This window comes from Streptomyces sp. NPDC086787 (genome assembly GCF_044745865.1).
Classification (GTDB): domain Bacteria; phylum Actinomycetota; class Actinomycetes; order Streptomycetales; family Streptomycetaceae; genus Streptomyces.
In genome coordinates, this window is record NZ_JBIVBC010000024.1 from 35,348 (window position 1) to 50,670 (window position 15,323).

A 15,323-nucleotide genomic window follows, 5' to 3' on the forward strand; every position below is an offset into this window, starting at 1 on the left:
GGCACCCGAGGAAGCGGAGAAGCATGGCCATCGAGGAAATGAAGGTCAAGGACGCCTTCAGGATCACCCCGTCGCACATCGCGGACAACCGCGGCCACTTCTTCGAGGCCTGGCGGCTGAGCGAACTGACCGCGGCCGGCGGCCAGACCTTCGAGGTCCGGCAGGTCAACTACTCGGTCTCCCACCGCAACACACTGCGCGGCATCCACGGCACCACACTGCCCCCGGGCCAGGCCAAACTCGTCACCTGCGTACGCGGCGCCGCCCTGGACGTGGTCGTGGACCTGCGGGTCGGCTCACCCACCTTCGGCATGTTCGACACCACCCTCCAGGAAGCCGGCTCCGGCATCGGCGTCTACCTCCCCGACGGCCTCGGCCACGCCTTCCTCGCACTGACCGACGACACCTGCATGAACTACCTGTGCTCCGAGGAGTACGTACACGGCACCATGGTCGACATCCAGGCCCTGGACCCCGCCATCGGCATCCCCTGGGACACCTCACAGCCCTTCATCCGCTCACCCAAGGACGCCGCCGCACCCACCCTCGCCGAAGCGGTCACCGCCGGCCTGCTGCCCACCTACGAACAGGCGAAGGCGTCCTACCGCGCACCAAAACCCTCCTGACACCCCCCTGAACCGGCCACGCAAACCACCCGCCCAGCCCGGACGGCCACAGGCCCGCCACACCCCGGAGCACGGGGGAGCGAAGCTGCTCCGGGCGGGGCCGACAGCCGCGACGCCCGCGCGTCCCGGCCCCACCCACGAACCCGTGGGGGATCATTCACCACGGGGACCGGCATGACGGAGCGTTAATTCCGGCGTGGAGGAACGCGCGTGGCTGCGGACACCTTGATGGAGCGGATCAGCGACTACGCCAACCGCGCCGACCCCTACCCGCTGTACGCCGAACTCCGCGACCCTCCTCCAGGACCCGCCCCCCTACCGGCAGAGCGCCGTCCTGCGCGGACCCCGCCACCTCCCCCCTCACCCTGTGACCCACCGGCCCTACCAGGTGGTGCCGGCGGGCTCCTCGATGGTGGTGTTGATGCGGTTGAAGAAGTTGGTGAGAGCGACCATCAGGATGATCGAGGACAGCTGCCGCTCGTCGAAGTGGTCCGCGGCCTCGTTCCACACCTCGTCGGAGACGGCCTTGCCCGGACGGTCGGCGATCCGGGTGGCGGCCTCGGTCAGCGCCAGGGCGGCACGCTCCTCGTCACTGAAGAACGGCGCCTCGCGCCAGGCGGCCACGGCATGCAGACGCTCGTCGGTCTCACCGTGCTTCTTCGCACCGGCCACACCGGAGAACACACAGGCGCTGCAGCCGTTGATCTGACTGGCCCGCAGATGGACCAGCTCCAGCAACTGCGGGGACACCCCGCCCTGGTACGCGGCCTTGTAGATGTTCTGGATGCCCTTCGTGGCGTCGGGCAGGACCAGAGCGGGGTTCTTCATCCGGGCGTTCATCCGATGCTCTCCTTGTGATCCGTTAGCGTCTGTCACTGGACCGACGGATCACAACACGGGGATGTGACAGGTGAGCGGGGAAATATTTCTGGCAGAGCGCGCCGAGCGTTTCGAGGCGGAGCGCCCGGGCCTGCGGGCGGTGGCCTACCGGATGCTGGGCTCACTCGCCGAGGCGGAGGACGCCGTCCAGGAGACCTGGCTCAAGCTCAGCCGCGCCGACATCAGCGACGTGCGCAACCTCGGGGCGTGGCTCACCACGGTCGCCGGCCGGGTGTGCCTGGACATGCTGCGCTCGCGCGCCTCACGGCGCGAGGACCCGCTGCCCGAGCAGGAGGCACCGCTGCGGCTGCCGGACCCGCTGGTCACCCCCGAACAGGAGGCCCTGGTCACCGACGAGGTGGGCCTCGCCCTCATGGTCGTACTGGACACCCTCTCCCCGGCCGAGCGGTTCGCCTTCGTCCTGCACGACATGTTCGACGTGTCCTTCGACGACATAGCCGCCGCCCTCGGCCGCACCGCGCCCTCCACCCGGCAGCTCGCCAGCCGGGCCCGCCGCCGCGTCCAGGGCGCCACCCCGGCGGCCGACACGGACCACGCCCGCAAACGCGAGGTCGTCGAAGCCTTCCTGACCGCCTCCCGGGGCGGCGACTTCGAGGCCCTGCTCGCCGTCCTCGCCCCCGACGTGGTCGCCCGCTCCGACGGCGGCACCCTCATCCCGGGCATCCGGCGCCGCGGCGCCGCCGACGTGGCATCCCAGGCCATCACCTTCTCCCGCTTCGCGACCGACGCGCACCTGGTGCTGGTCAACGGCACACCGGGCGTGGTCTCGTTCGCCGAGGGCCGGCCGCTGGCCGTCATGTCGTTCACCATCCACGGCGGCCGCGTCACCGCACTGGACATCCTCAAGGACCCCGACCGCCTGCCCGGCCTCAACCTCCTGAAATGAGGTGGCCGACGGACCACGCAACCGCCTACGGTCCCGACCATGCCCGAACTCCAGCCGCTCCGCCCGGACCACGCCCCCGCGCTCCTCGCCTTCGAACGCGCCAACCGGGCCTACTTCGCCGCGTCCGTCCCCGACCGGGGCGACGACTACTTCGCCCGCTTCGACGAACACCACCGCGCCCTGCTGGCCGAACAGGACACCGGAGCCTGCCGCTTCCACCTCCTCATCGGCGACGCCGGCGAGATACTGGGCCGGGTCAACCTGCTCGACCTCGCCGACGGCACCGCCGACCTCGGCTACCGCATCGCCCAGCACGCCGCGGGCCGCGGCCTTGCCACCGCCGCCGTACGGCAGGTGTGCGCCCTGGCCGCCGGCACCTACCGGCTGACCGCCCTGCGCGCCGCCACCACCGTGGACAACACCGCGTCCCGGGCCGTGCTGGCCCGCAACGGATTCACCGTCACCGGCGAGACACGGCTCTCGGGCCGGCCCGGCCTGACGTTCTTCCGGGACCTCGCGGATGCGGGTCGACCGCCCGGAAACGGGCGATCACCACGGCCGGCACAGCCAAGGCAGGCGGGCACGGCCTGGACACCGCGGGCAACGCCACCGCCTCCGGCACCGGCGTGAGGCGCCGAGGTGTTTGACGCCGTCCTGTGAGAACGGCTCACGCCGAATACAAAGCTTGCTTGCAGGGCGGTGAAGGTAGGTCCGGCGTTTGGCGCCCCGATCGGGCGTACGTGCCTGGCGGGCGCGTTCTGACTAGACCTTGATGACAGTGATGCGAGGGCCGCACAGGGCGGTTAGATCCTCGGGGTCCGAGGTGAGAATCGTCGCCGGACCGGGGGCTGCGAGGGCGGTGGCGCCGAGCATGGCGTCGATGGCGTATTTGTGGCCGTGCAGGCCGGCGTCGGCGAGGAGGGCGGCGGCGTGGCGGGCGATGGGTTCGGTGACCGGTTCGATGACGAGGCGTGAGAGGGTCCACTCCAGGGCCGGGCGGTTGATCCGTGGGTGGACCACTTCCACGAGAGCGGCCGCGGAAGTGATCACCCGCAGGTCGTCGGCACGAGCGAGGGCGAGCCAGCCGGTGACGGTGCGGTCGCGAAGGACGGCCTTCGCCAGCCCTTCGCTGTCGAGGACGAGGGTGCCGCCGGAGGCAACGGCGGACGAGCGGGTCACGCGGCGCTCGCCCTGCCTTGCGTTTGCTGCCGGGCCTGGTGGAGCTGGTCGCGCAGGGCCTGGATCTCTTCGTCGGTGATGGGCCCGTGCTCCGCCTCGGCGACCTGGATGAGTTCGTTGAGACTGTCCCGCTCGATCTGGCGCGCGACGGCGGCGGCGACATAGGCAGACAGGCCCGAAGGGCCGCTGCGGGCCCTGGCAGCCTCGGCGATGTCGCGGGGCATGGTGATGGAGTACTTCCCGGTAGGATCACTCATGCTACTCATCCTACCTTCGATCCTCCTCGTTTCGAGTGGGGCTGGCACTGCGAAGCCGTCGAGCCGCCTGCGTATCCAGGAACGGGAGCAGGTCGTGGCCCAGGCGGTCGGGGACGTGTTCGACGCTGTCCCCGGTGGCGCCCGCGAGGTCCAGCAGAAGCGGGGCAGTTCCTTGTTGCTGAGCTCCGTGCCCCCGGCATCCCGGCCGGGGGCACGGTCGTGGGTCAGGCGATGGTGGTGATCGTCTTCCACAGCACGCTGGTGCTGGCGATGTGATGGGCGCCGAGCCGGTATCCGTTGGCGTCGGGAGCCGTGCCCATGTACGCCCACAGTTCCCGGTCGGCGGTGACGGTGAACAGGTCGGCGATGCCGTCGCCGTCCGCGTCGCCGGGGGAGGCCATCAGCGGCTGGCCGGCGGCGGTGTACGCGGCGTTCGTGATGGCGGTGCGGGCGCTGAGGCTGTCGACGGCGAAGGGGTAGTCGTAGATGACACCCGTGGCCTTGTTGCGGGCCCAGAGGTCGGGGTGGCCGTCGTTGTTGGTGTCCCCGGGCGAGGTGATCGTGTATCCGTTCCAGCCGGCGGTGCCGACTTCGTGCGCCTCGGTGAACTGGCCGGTCGTGGTGGAGCCGAGGAAGAGCCACAGGTGGTCGTTCTCGAGGGTGACCAGGTCGGGGTGGCCGTCACCGTTCACGTCGCCGGGAGCGGTGATCTGACCGACCGCAGACCAGTCGGCCGCGTAGACCGCGCAGTTGCCCTTGGTGCACTCGGGCCGGGTGACCGGGACGCGGTGGTCGCGGCTGAAGTAGTGGCCGCCGTTGCCGGCCAGGCCGCCGTTGTTGTTGAGGTTGTTCGTGTAGAGCCACAGGTGGCTGTTCTTGTACGCCCACAGGTCGTCGACCCGGTTGCCGCTGGAGCTGTGCTCGTTGCTGGAGCGGTGGGCGAGCAGGGTGTCGGCCCAGGTGGTGCTGCCGTCGGCGGCCGCGGGCGCGTCGTCGGGCCCGGAGGCGGCGAGGGGCGCGGGCCGGCCGTCGGCGGTGGGTACGTCCGTGTGGGTGGGGACGAGGTCGAGGTTGCCCGTGGCGGAGTCGGCGGCGACGAGGTCGGGCACGTGGTCGTTGTCGATGTCGCCGGGTTCCACGGCGGCGTTCACGTCGTCGGGCACGTAGAAGCTGATGCGGACGGGCTGGGACTGGTTGCCCGCGTTGTCGACGGCGGCGAACCATAGCGTGGTGCTTCCCCACGAGGGCGCGTAGGCCAGGGACGCGGTGCCGTCGGATGCCGCGGTGATGGAGGTACCGCCGTTGTTGGCGAGCGCGGCCGAGGAGGACGCGGACCAGACGAAGTGGTTCAGGCCACTGGCCGCGCCGTCGGCGGGCTTGGGGTCGGCGGCGGAGAGGGAGAGATGGAGGGTGTCGCCCGTATGGAGGGTGGAGGTGTCCTCCTTCGGTGCGACGGCCAAACTGCCGGGGGCGGTGGCGTCGTACCAGAAGTAGCAGCTTGCCGTTGTGCCGGACGTGTCGATGAGGTCGTCGGAGCGCACGTGCCAGCCGTAGAGGTGGCCGTCCTTGAGCGGGTGGTCCTTGGGATCGACGGCGATCTGGACGGTGCCGCCGCTGCCGGGAACCGTGCCGGAGTTGCCGTCGGCGTCTCCGGTGGAGATGAGGTTGACTGCGGTGGCGGCACCTGAGCCGCCCTTGTCCCAGATGGCGAACTGGCCGCGGATGTTCTGCTTGCTGCCGTCCGGGTCGGCGACGTGTGCGTACAGCTTCACACCGCCGGAGGCATCGGTGTTGGGGATCCAGCCGTAGGGGGCGCTGCCGCAGCCGTAGGTGGCCGGGTTCGCGGGCTTGGGGCTGGAGGTGGTGCTGGTGGGAGTGCCGGGTGGAGTGTTGTACGTGATGGCGAGGGTGGCTTTGGTGGAGAAGCGCTTGAAGGCCGTCTTGTTCGATTCGCTGCCGGTCAGGCGGTAGGTGACGGTGCCGTCCCCGTCGTTGCTGACCGAGCTGGTGACATCGAAGCCGCCCGCGTCGCCACCGGGGCAGTCCTTGTTGTTGGCGCCGGTGAAGTCGTAGGTGTCGGACTGGGAGTAGGCGTCGGGCTGGTTGTTCCAGGTTGTGGAACTGCTGATGTGAGCGACGTTGGTCTCGGTCACCCGGTACTTCGTGCAGCCCCAGTCCGCGGAGTAGATCTCGCTGACGTCGAGTTCGGCGTGGTGGATGTTCTTGTCGCCCATGGCGGTGCCGATGTTGAATTGGTAGTACGCGCGTTCGGCGCCGGTGGGTGAGGTGTAGCCCTGGTAGCCGACACCGAGTTTGGCGTCACTGTCGTTCCAGTGACTGGTGCCCGGGTAGGCATGCTGGACGTAGGTGAAGCCGTTCTCCTGCCCCTTCACCGACACCCAGGTGGGGTCGATGTAGAGGGGGAAGCTGGCCGTCTTGAGCAGGGTCGGATCGGGCGTGAGCCGTAGCAGGCCGTCAGAGGTGACGTCGGTGCGGACGGGGGCCTGCTGCGAAGTGGAACTGGGCCCGCCGCTCAGGTCGGCGGCAGGGGTGCCGTCATCACCGGACGGCGCTTTCTCCAACTCGGCAAAACCTGCTGCTCGTACGGCCGTGCTCCGAAGGCTGCTTCCGTGCAGTGAGGCCGGCTCGGCACTCGGTGCGGTCCGAACGTCGGTGCCGCCGCTGGAGGAGTCCCACATCAAAGGAGCCGGGGCGTGGAAGACGGGAGTGCCGGTGGCGGGTTCGGCGACGGTGAGGTTGCCGCCGGTATCCGCGGCCAGATCCAGACCGTGTGTGTCCGTGGCAAGGGTGAGGGTGGCCAGGCGGGAATCGGCCGCGGCCTGCGCGGTCTTGACGATGAGGACTTCCGAGAAACCGCCCTGCTCGTCGGCGGTGACCTTCAGGTCGAGACCCACTGCCCGTCACGTTTCAGGCGCTCCGGCTGGGCGCTGACGCGCCGGGTGAAACTGCCGTCCGGCTGCGCTGTCAGAGTGCTGTCGGCAGTGGTGGCCGCTTCCACCGGAACCGGCTCTCCCGTGACGGCGGCTTGGACCGAGGCGGTCGACTCGGCCTGCTCCAGGCTGGTCGCCGGATCCGGCGTGGACGTGTCGGCGTGCGCAGCCACTGTGGCGGGTCCGAGAGCCAACGCGAACGCGACCACGCTCGTGACCAGCGTCGGGGAGGGTCTGCGCCGTCTGTGGAACGTTCCTGCGCGGATCAATGCGACCTCGTCTCTGTGTGCTTCTTCTGCTTCTGCCCGTGATGCCTGCTTCAGGGCACAGTTGTGTCGCACGTTAGTGCGATTCAATGGCGGAAATCGCATGTGGATCGACATTTTGCCTGCCCATGGGTTGCTCGCGCGTTTGCCGCTCGTCAACCGCCTTGCCGGGCCCGGGGGATCGGGGCTCCGTCTCGATTTGGGCACATGTGGAGGATTTGCCTCCGGGGTGAATTTCTTGACGCGATCATGGTGATCTCTTGGCTTGTCGTGTGGGAGGTGTCGATAGGTTGCCGAGGTTGTAGAAAATCTGTGCGAAATATGGGGGAGTGGCGTGTTGGGGCGACAGCTGTTTCGGAGGCGGAGAACTCGGCTCGGAGCGGTGGCACTTGCCTCGGCCGCCCTGCTGGCAGGTTCCCTGACGGATGCCACCGTCGCCGATGCGGCGAAGAAGCCGGAACTGTGGTCGCCCTTCCCCCTGTCCGCCATGCGGTCGGTGAACGTCACTCCCGCAGACGCCAGACCGGACAGCCTCCACTCCACGCCGATGAAATCGTTCCAGCCGGCAGCGCCGAAGTGGCCCGCAGCCACGTCAGCGACCGTGGACCTGCCGACCACAACCGCACAGGACGCGCAGCGAGCGGGCAAGGCACTCACGTCGAAGACCGCGAAGAGCCCCTCCGGTGGCGTGAGCGTCACCGGCACACCCGTCACCCTCGGCCAACCGGGAACCCTCGACCGCGGGTTGCTGCCTGCGGCGGCCGCCAGGAACCACGCACTCGCACGGAAGACAGCGAGCCAGGCCACCACTGGCCACGTGAACGTGTCGGTGGCGCCGCACAGCACGGCACAGAAGGCCGGCGTCGACGGTCTGGCCGTGTCCCTGCTGCGCACCGGCCAGGGCGCAGGCGACGGCCGCGTGGCGGTGGCGCTCGACTACGGGGCCGTCCGGGATGCGTTCGGCGGCGACTACGCCACCCGCCTTCGCCTGGTCGAGCTGCCTGCCTGTGCGCTGACCACTCCCGACAAGGCGGCCTGCCGGGTCCAGAAGCCGGTCGCCACCTCGGCGAACGACTTCGCCCGGCATCGCCTGGTCGCCGAGGTCGCCCTGCCGGCCGCCCAGGCGAATGCCGCGGGCAAGGCGAAGCCGAGTGTCTCGGCCGCCTCCGCGCCGGCGGCCGTCGTGCTCGCCGCCACCGCGTCCGCCTCCGGTGCAGCGGGGACATATGCGGCGACCTCGCTGTCGCCCTCGGGGAAGTGGGGAGTGTCCGGGAACACCGGTGCCTTCACCTACTCGTATCCGATCTCGGTGCCGCCGTCGGTCGGCGGCATGGCACCGGGCGTCGCACTGTCGTACAACTCCGCGTCCGTCGACGGACGCACCTCGGCGACGAACAACCAGGCCTCCTGGGTCGGCGACGGCTGGGACTACGCACCCGGCTTCGTCGAGCGGTCCTACAAGTCCTGCGCGGACGACGGCCAGACCAACGACGGCAACGAGTGCTGGGCCGGGGACAACGCGACAATCTCTGTTGCCGGACATTCCGGCGAGCTGGTGCCGACCGGGAAGAAGAACACCGCCGGAAACCCGGTGTGGAGGCTGTCCGGCGACGACGGATCAGTCGTCGAGCAGGTCTCCGGAGCGTCCAACGGCCTCCAGGGCGGCACGTACTGGCGCCTGACCGACAACCACGGGATGCAGTACTACTTCGGCGCCGACCACCTGCCGAGCGGCGCGGGCGGCGACGGCAAGGACACCAGCACCAACGCCGCCTGGGGAGCCCCCGTCTACGGCGACGACGCCGGCGAACCCTGCCACGGCACCACCCTCGCGGCCTCCCAGTGCACCCAGGGCTGGCGGTGGAACCTGGACTTCGTCATCGACACCCACAAGAACATCACCACCTACGCCTACACCGCCGAGACGAACTACTACGGCCGCGGCTCCACCCACACCCTGACCGCCTACACCAGGGCCGGCTACCCCTCCACGATCTCCTACGGCCAGCAGGTCGGCGACTACGTCGCCAAGAAGACCCCCGCCGCGCAGGTGGTGTTCACCGCGGCTCAGCGCTGCGACGGCAAGAACAGCGTGGACTGCACGAAGGCACCGGTCACGGCCACCGCCTCGCACTGGCCGGACACCCCCTTCGACCAGAACTGCGCATCCACCGGGACGTGCACCAACTACACGCCCACGTACTGGTCCACGATGCGCCTCGCGGCCATCACCACGAAGGTGTGGGACCAGTCGCTGGCCACCCCGGCCTGGTCCACGGTCGACACCTACACGCTCACCCAGAGCTACCCGGACCCGGGAGACGGAACCAAGCCCGCCATGTGGCTGGAGTCGGTCAAGCACACCGGCGCCGACACGCGCGGCGGAGGCACTGCCCAGACGCTGCCCACGATGACCCTGCAAGGCAAGGCGACCGTACCCAACCGCGTGGACGGCCTGGAGGAACCGCAGAACATTCCGCCGATCAACCGCTACCGGCTCCAGTCGCTGACGACCGAGACCGGCTCGGTCATCACCGTCGCCTACAAGACCAGCTCGTGCTCACGGACCAGCCCTCCCAAGGAGGACGCCGACACCCAGGCCTGCTACCCCGTCCGCTGGACCCCGCCCGGCTACACCGCCCCGATCCTGGACTGGTTCTACACCTATCCCGTCACCGAGATCGACGAGAGCGACGCCACCACCGCGAAGTCGACGCCCCATGTGACCACCTACGAGTACAAGGGCGGCGCGGCCTGGCACCACGACGACAGCGAGCTGACCGTCGACAAGTACCGCACCTGGAACCAGTTCCGCGGCTACGCACAGGTCGTCACACGTACCGGCACGGGCTCCGACCCGGTCACCGAGGAAGTCACCGACTACCTGCGCGGCATGGACGGCAACGCCACCGCCGACGGCGGCACGACCTCCGTGAAGGTCACCGACGCGGTCGGCGACACCCTCACTGACGACAACGCGCTGTCCGGACACGGCTACCAGACCACCGTCTACGACAAGGACGGCGGCAGCCCCCGGTCCCAGACGGTCAACCACCCCTGGATGTCGCCGGTCACGGCCACACACCCCCGTGGCGGCAAGCTTCCCGACCTGACAGCCCGCTTCACCGACACCGACCGGGTGGACGTACGCGCGCTGAAGGCCGACGGCACATGGCGCACCTCCGAAACCACCACCACATTCGACAACGGCACCGGACTGCCCACCCAGACCGATGACAAGGGCGAGATCGGCACCGACGGCAGGCCCGTCTCCGGCACCACCACCCCGGAGAACTGCACCACCACCACCTACGCCACTGACGCCTCCCGGAACATGTACGCCTTCCCGGCCGAGACGATCACCGAGGCCGGCGGGTGTGTGACCAAGGCCGACGCTCATACGCTGGCGGATGCACAGACCTGGTACGACAAGTCCACGACCCTGGGCAGCCTGCCCTCCACCGGCGCCGGAGACGCCACCAGCGCCCGGAAGGCAAAGAGTGTCGACAACCAGGGCAACGTCACCTGGGTCAATGCCTCCACCACGGAGTACGACACCTACGGCCGCGTCACCAAATCCACGGACCCCCTGGGCCGCTGGACCAGCACCGTCTACACGGACAACAGCACCACCAAGGCCACCAAGGCCAAGTACCTTCCGGTCACCACGGTCTCGGCCAACAGCAACGGCTGGTCGAGGACCACGACCATCGACCCGGGCCGTCAGCTCCCGCTCACCGTCACCGACCCCAGCAAGCGCGTGACCACCGAGACCTACGACGGCCTCGGCCGCCTCACCAGCGTGTGGCTGCCCGACCACACCAAGGCCGCCAACCCCTCCACGCCCAGCGGCAAGTACACGTACTTCGTGAGCCAGTCCGCCCCGAGCTACGTGGAATCGCAGCAATACACCGACGGCGGCGAGTACACCGCCACGTACCAGATCTACGACGGCCTGCTGCAACTGCGGCAGACCCAGTCCACCCCGCTCAACGGCGGCACAGGCCGACTGATCACCGACACCGCCTACGACTCCCACGGCTGGGCAACCACCGCCAACGCCGCGTACTTCAACAAGGACACGTCCGCCCCGACCGGCACCCTGGTCACCCCGGTGGACGCCCAGGTGCCCTCCACCGTCCGCACCACCTACGACGGTCAGGGCCGCCCCGTCACCGGCACTCTGTACTCACTGGGCCGGCAGCAGTGGCAGACCTCCACCGCCTACCCCGGTATCGACGAGACCGACGTCACCCCTCTCACCGGCGGCACCCCCACCGCGGCCATCACCGACGCTCGCGGCAAGACCACCGAACTGCGCCAGTTCCACGGCAGCAAGCCCACCGGCAGCTACGACAAGACGGTCTACGACTACGACGCCGCAGGAGAGATGCTGCGGACCGTAGGACCGCTCGCCGCAGATGCTGCAACCGGTGACGACGCAGCCAAGAAGGTCACCTGGACCAGCACCTACGACCTGCTCGGCCAAGTCACCACCAGAACCGACCCCGACACCGGCACCAGCCGTGTCAGCTACGACGACGACGGCGAGGTGACCGAGACCTCCACGGACGGCCTGACCGAGACCGGCCACCTCTACACCACCTACGACAGCCTGGGACGCGTCACCGACACCTGGGGCTGGGACGCCAAGACGGCACAGAAGGTGAAGCTGAGCCACCGCGACTACTACGACGCCGCCACCGACACGGCACTGGGCCAGCCGAAGTCCATCACCGTCTACGAAGCCGGCAAGGCAGTCCGCACCAGCACGGTCACCGGATACACCACCGCCTACCAGCCCACCGGCGCCACCATCAGCATCCCGGCCGGCGCCTACGGCAACACCGCGGCCATCACCTACACCACCACCAACAAGTACACGTCCGTCCAGGACCTGCCCAGCACCGTCCAGATCGCCTCCACCGGGACCGGCAGCCTGATCGCGGACGAGAAGATCAGCTACTCCTACAACGGCACCGGCCTGCCCGTCTCCAACGGCGGCACCGACACCTACACCGCCTACATCGACTACAGCCCGCTCGGCCAGACCACCCGCACCACCATGGGCGTCATGCCCCGCCAGGTGGTCACCACCGACGCCTGGGAGCAGGCCACCGGCCGGCTGTTGACCCACACGGTCAACAAGGAAGACGGCACCAGCCCGGTCGACCAGGTCAACTACACCTACAACCAGGCCGGACAGATCACGTCCACCAGCGACGTCCAGGACGCCGGTGGCACCGCGAACACCGACACGCAGTGCTACCGCTACGACTACCTCAACCGCCTCACCGACGCCTGGACCGACACCGGGAGCACCCACACCGAGGCTTCCCCCACCATCAACGGCATCGGCGGGTGCACCAACACCGCCCCCGACGCACACAACCTCGGCGGCCCCGCACCGTACTGGCAGAGCTACACCTACGACCTCACCGGCAACCGCACCGCCAAGACCGCCCACGACCTCACCGGCAACGCGGCCAAGGACGTCACCACCGACGAGCACTTCGACCTGACCGGCCACACCCACGCCGTCCACACCGCGACGACCAGCGGCACAACCCGCACCTACAGCTACGACCAGGCCGGCAACCCCACCACCATCGCCACCACGACGGACGGCACCGCCCAGCCGGACCAGGACCAGGCCTACGCCTGGAACTCCCTCGGCAAACTGGACACCCTCACCACCGGCCCCACAGAGTCACCGAAGCACCGCTCCGGCTACCACTACGACGACGCCGGAAACCTGATCGCCCGCACCGACGACGGCAAGACCACCCTCTACCTCGGCAGCGACCAACTCACCCTCACCGACGGCACCGTCACCGCGGCCAACCGCTACTACACCCTGGCCGACGCACCCACGGCAGTGCGCACCGCCACCGCGGGCACCAGCGGCAGCAAGCTCAGCTACCAGACAGCCGATCCGCAGGGCACCGCCACCGACGACATCACCGCCGACACCCTCACTGTCACCCGCCGCCCCGTGACCCCCTTCGGTGAAACCCGCGGCACAGCACCCACCGCGTGGCCCGGCGACCACGGCTTCGTCGGCGGCACCATCGACCAGACCACCGGCCTCACCAATATCGGCGCCCGCGAATACGACCCCGCCCTCGGCCGCTTCATCAGCCCCGACGCACTGCTGAACACCGCAGACCCCCAGTCCTTCAACGGCTACGCCTACGCCGACAACAGCCCCGTCACCTTCAGCGACCCCACCGGCCTCTGGCTCGACGACGGCACCGGACACAACGAACCGCGCTACGACGGAGGACCGTCCGGCCCCACCAGCCCACACCCCGGAACCGCTTCCGGAAAGGGCAAGTGGACGGTCAACGACACCCGGTCCACCAGCAACAAGACAAACCAGACGATCGCCGTGGTCACGCGCGCTCGAGACCACTACATGCACGACGCCGTCCAGCGGCAGAAATGGTCCGACAAATTCCGCGCCAACATTGCACTGCTGCAGCGCAATAACTGGACCATGATTCCAGAGGAGTACTACGCCGCAGCCGCCAATGCCTGCTATGAAGTCGAATGCCCCGAAGGAATGAAGCACTTCTTCGCCGATGGCTGGACCGACTACATAGGCGCAAACTATGCGGGACCTGATGGCGGCCCGCACATGGCCGAGGGATCCTTTGCCAGCCTCCGGGATAAATTCGAGCGGAATGAGAAAGTCGAAAAGAGTGGCGCCAGTAGTGTAAGAGATCCGTGTGCCAATAGCTTCAACCCTGACACCCCTGTTCTGCTGGCACAGGGGAAGACTAAAGCGATCGGGAAGATCAAACCCGGCGACAAGGTCGAAGTCGCAGACCCTGACACGGGCAAAGACAAGGGCGCCCGCACTGTCACCGCCACCCACGTCAACCACGACTACGACCTGATCGACCTCCGCATCCGGCAGTCTGACGGTACAACCGACACCCTCCACACCACCGCCAAACACCCCTTCTGGGACGACACCCTCCACACCTGGATACCGGCCGGAAAACTCAAGCCCGGCCACGCCCTCAACACGGTCACCAACCAGCACGTCCACGTCGTCGCCATCACCGTGCGCCCTGGCGACCGCGACATGTACAACCTCACGGTCGATGACCTCCACACGTACTATGTGCTGGCTGGGGCTACACCGATTTTGGTTCACAATTCCGGTGGAGGGGTTTGTGGAGTCACAGCGCTCGAGCAAGGAGATTGGCAGCACATCGTGGATCGTCACCGCCCTGGCGGTGCCCTCCTGGATGATGAGGCCGGTATCTTGATTGGCAAGGAAAAGATCGTCCGTCGGCGAATATCAGAAACCATCAATCGAGGCACGCCGAGGGCCAACACTGGAGGTCGGCCAGGCCAGATATATGAGTGGAATTTCGGTACCCCCGTCGGCAAGGCTGGCCCGGCAAATGGTGGAGGCGATCTCATGAATATACGAGTGGTCGTCAATGAGGGGAAAGTCGTAACCGCCTTCCCGTTCTGATCCGCGGATACGTGCTAGGAGTAACATGATTCGCTTTTCCTTCTCCCTCCCGGATCCTGGTTCGCCTTGGCGTCGGACCTGGGAGAGTGCCAAGCAAGGTGATCCTGCCGCGATCTCTGAGATCGACCTTCGATACAAGTACTTCGGGGTCAGCTTGGAGATGGTCGTGGATGACGTCGAGATGTTCTCAAAGCGGAGATTCGTAACTCTGGCGGATTTGGCTCTGTCTATATCTGGAGTAGTGGATCAAATCTCACGCGGAGAGGATGCATCTTTCGGCTTCACGGAGAATGAAGACACGATTCGCTTGTGTCAGGAAGCGGAATCTGTATCCGTAGAATCTTCGCGAACGGGGAAGCGCGTATCGGTTTCTCGTGATGAGCTCATAGAAGAGCTTTCTCGATTTCTCCGCGAGGCTCACTCCAGGTTGATCAGCGAGGTTCCCTTGCTGAGGGAAAATCCGACCATTAGTAAGGTTGTTGCTAACCTTTCGTAGTGGATTTATTCGGTGCTCCTGAAGTGGCCGGAGCCCTCTCTGAGATCAAATCTCAGAGAACCCCTTTCATCCTGAATAGCTCCAGGTCAGTAGCGTGTGGACAGCTTGGACGATGGTCCCGATGCGACGGGTGGAGCAGCGTGCTCGTCGTAGCAGCCGCCAGGACTTCAGTTGCGCGAAGGCGCGTTCGCCGGGAGCCCGCAGCCGGGCGTGGTCGCGGTTGAACTGCTGGTAGTGCTCGGGCTGTTCGCTGTGGTGGTAGTAGGGGGT

At 67.7% G+C, this 15,323-nt stretch carries 10 protein-coding genes; 4 read left to right on the plus strand and 6 right to left on the minus strand.

The genetic code is table 11. The features are described 5' to 3' along the window. The first annotated feature begins 23 nt into the window (after nt 1-23). On the plus strand, nt 24-626 hold the full coding sequence (locus tag ACIPK3_RS32385; protein ID WP_402575518.1) for a dTDP-4-dehydrorhamnose 3,5-epimerase family protein: 603 nt from the start codon (nt 24-26) through the stop codon (nt 624-626). 381 nt (nt 627-1,007) lie between these two features. Here the strand turns inward: ACIPK3_RS32385 and ACIPK3_RS32390 are convergent, their stop codons facing one another. Then, nucleotides 1,008-1,466 carry a carboxymuconolactone decarboxylase family protein gene (locus tag ACIPK3_RS32390; protein WP_402575520.1) on the minus strand — a complete coding sequence of 153 codons (459 nt, stop codon included), beginning with the start codon at nt 1,464-1,466 and terminating at the stop codon, nt 1,008-1,010. 70 nt (nt 1,467-1,536) lie between these two features. On the opposite strand from ACIPK3_RS32390, the gene ACIPK3_RS32395 reads away from it, so the two are divergent. Continuing rightward, on the plus strand, nt 1,537-2,412 hold the full coding sequence (locus ACIPK3_RS32395) for a sigma-70 family RNA polymerase sigma factor (protein ID WP_402575522.1): 876 nt from the start codon (nt 1,537-1,539) through the stop codon (nt 2,410-2,412). A 39-nt stretch (nt 2,413-2,451) separates the two neighbouring features. Continuing rightward, nucleotides 2,452-3,042: a GNAT family N-acetyltransferase gene (locus ACIPK3_RS32400; protein ID WP_402575524.1), complete on the plus strand. Its 591-nt coding sequence runs from the start codon at nt 2,452-2,454 to the stop codon at nt 3,040-3,042. A 132-nt stretch (nt 3,043-3,174) separates the two neighbouring features. Here ACIPK3_RS32400 and ACIPK3_RS32405 read toward each other — a convergent pair whose 3' ends face one another. From ACIPK3_RS32405 to ACIPK3_RS32420, 4 genes are all read right to left on the minus strand, one after another. Next, nucleotides 3,175-3,591 carry a DNA-binding protein gene (locus ACIPK3_RS32405; RefSeq protein WP_402575526.1) on the minus strand — a complete coding sequence of 139 codons (417 nt, stop codon included), beginning with the start codon at nt 3,589-3,591 and terminating at the stop codon, nt 3,175-3,177. Next, the gene (locus tag ACIPK3_RS32410) at nt 3,588-3,848 is read right to left on the minus strand and encodes a CopG family transcriptional regulator (RefSeq protein ID WP_402575528.1); all 261 of its coding nucleotides are present in this window, start codon (nt 3,846-3,848) and stop codon (nt 3,588-3,590) included. Before ACIPK3_RS32410 ends, ACIPK3_RS32405 begins: the two co-directional genes overlap by 4 nt. Before the next feature lie 224 nt (nt 3,849-4,072). Next, nucleotides 4,073-6,763 carry an FG-GAP-like repeat-containing protein gene (locus tag ACIPK3_RS32415; protein WP_402575530.1) on the minus strand — a complete coding sequence of 897 codons (2,691 nt, stop codon included), beginning with the start codon at nt 6,761-6,763 and terminating at the stop codon, nt 4,073-4,075. Beyond that, nucleotides 6,748-7,008, minus strand: coding sequence for a hypothetical protein (locus ACIPK3_RS32420; protein WP_402575532.1), 261 nt, complete (start codon nt 7,006-7,008; stop codon nt 6,748-6,750). The genes ACIPK3_RS32415 and ACIPK3_RS32420 overlap by 16 nt, the downstream gene beginning before the upstream one ends. Nucleotides 7,009-7,447: 439 nt before the next feature. Between ACIPK3_RS32420 and ACIPK3_RS32425 the strand changes: the two genes are divergently transcribed. Beyond that, nucleotides 7,448-14,557 carry a polymorphic toxin-type HINT domain-containing protein gene (locus tag ACIPK3_RS32425; protein WP_402575534.1) on the plus strand — a complete coding sequence of 2,370 codons (7,110 nt, stop codon included), beginning with the start codon at nt 7,448-7,450 and terminating at the stop codon, nt 14,555-14,557. A 562-nt stretch (nt 14,558-15,119) separates the two neighbouring features. On the opposite strand, the gene ACIPK3_RS32430 is transcribed toward ACIPK3_RS32425, so the two are convergent. After that, nucleotides 15,120-15,323 (minus strand): transposase family protein (locus ACIPK3_RS32430; RefSeq protein ID WP_402575536.1); only part of this gene is annotated, 204 nt, incomplete at its 5' end.

Bases quoted from the DNA above. Each gene is read 5' to 3' on its own strand.
- ACIPK3_RS32385 (WP_402575518.1), top strand. From the start codon at position 24: ATGGCCATCGAGGAAATGAAGGTCAAGGACGCCTTCAGGATCACCCCG.
- ACIPK3_RS32410 (WP_402575528.1), bottom strand. From the start codon at position 3,848: ATGAGTGATCCTACCGGGAAGTACTCCATCACCATGCCCCGCGACATC.
- ACIPK3_RS32390 (WP_402575520.1), bottom strand. From the start codon at position 1,466: ATGAACGCCCGGATGAAGAACCCCGCTCTGGTCCTGCCCGACGCCACG.
- ACIPK3_RS32400 (WP_402575524.1), top strand. From the start codon at position 2,452: ATGCCCGAACTCCAGCCGCTCCGCCCGGACCACGCCCCCGCGCTCCTC.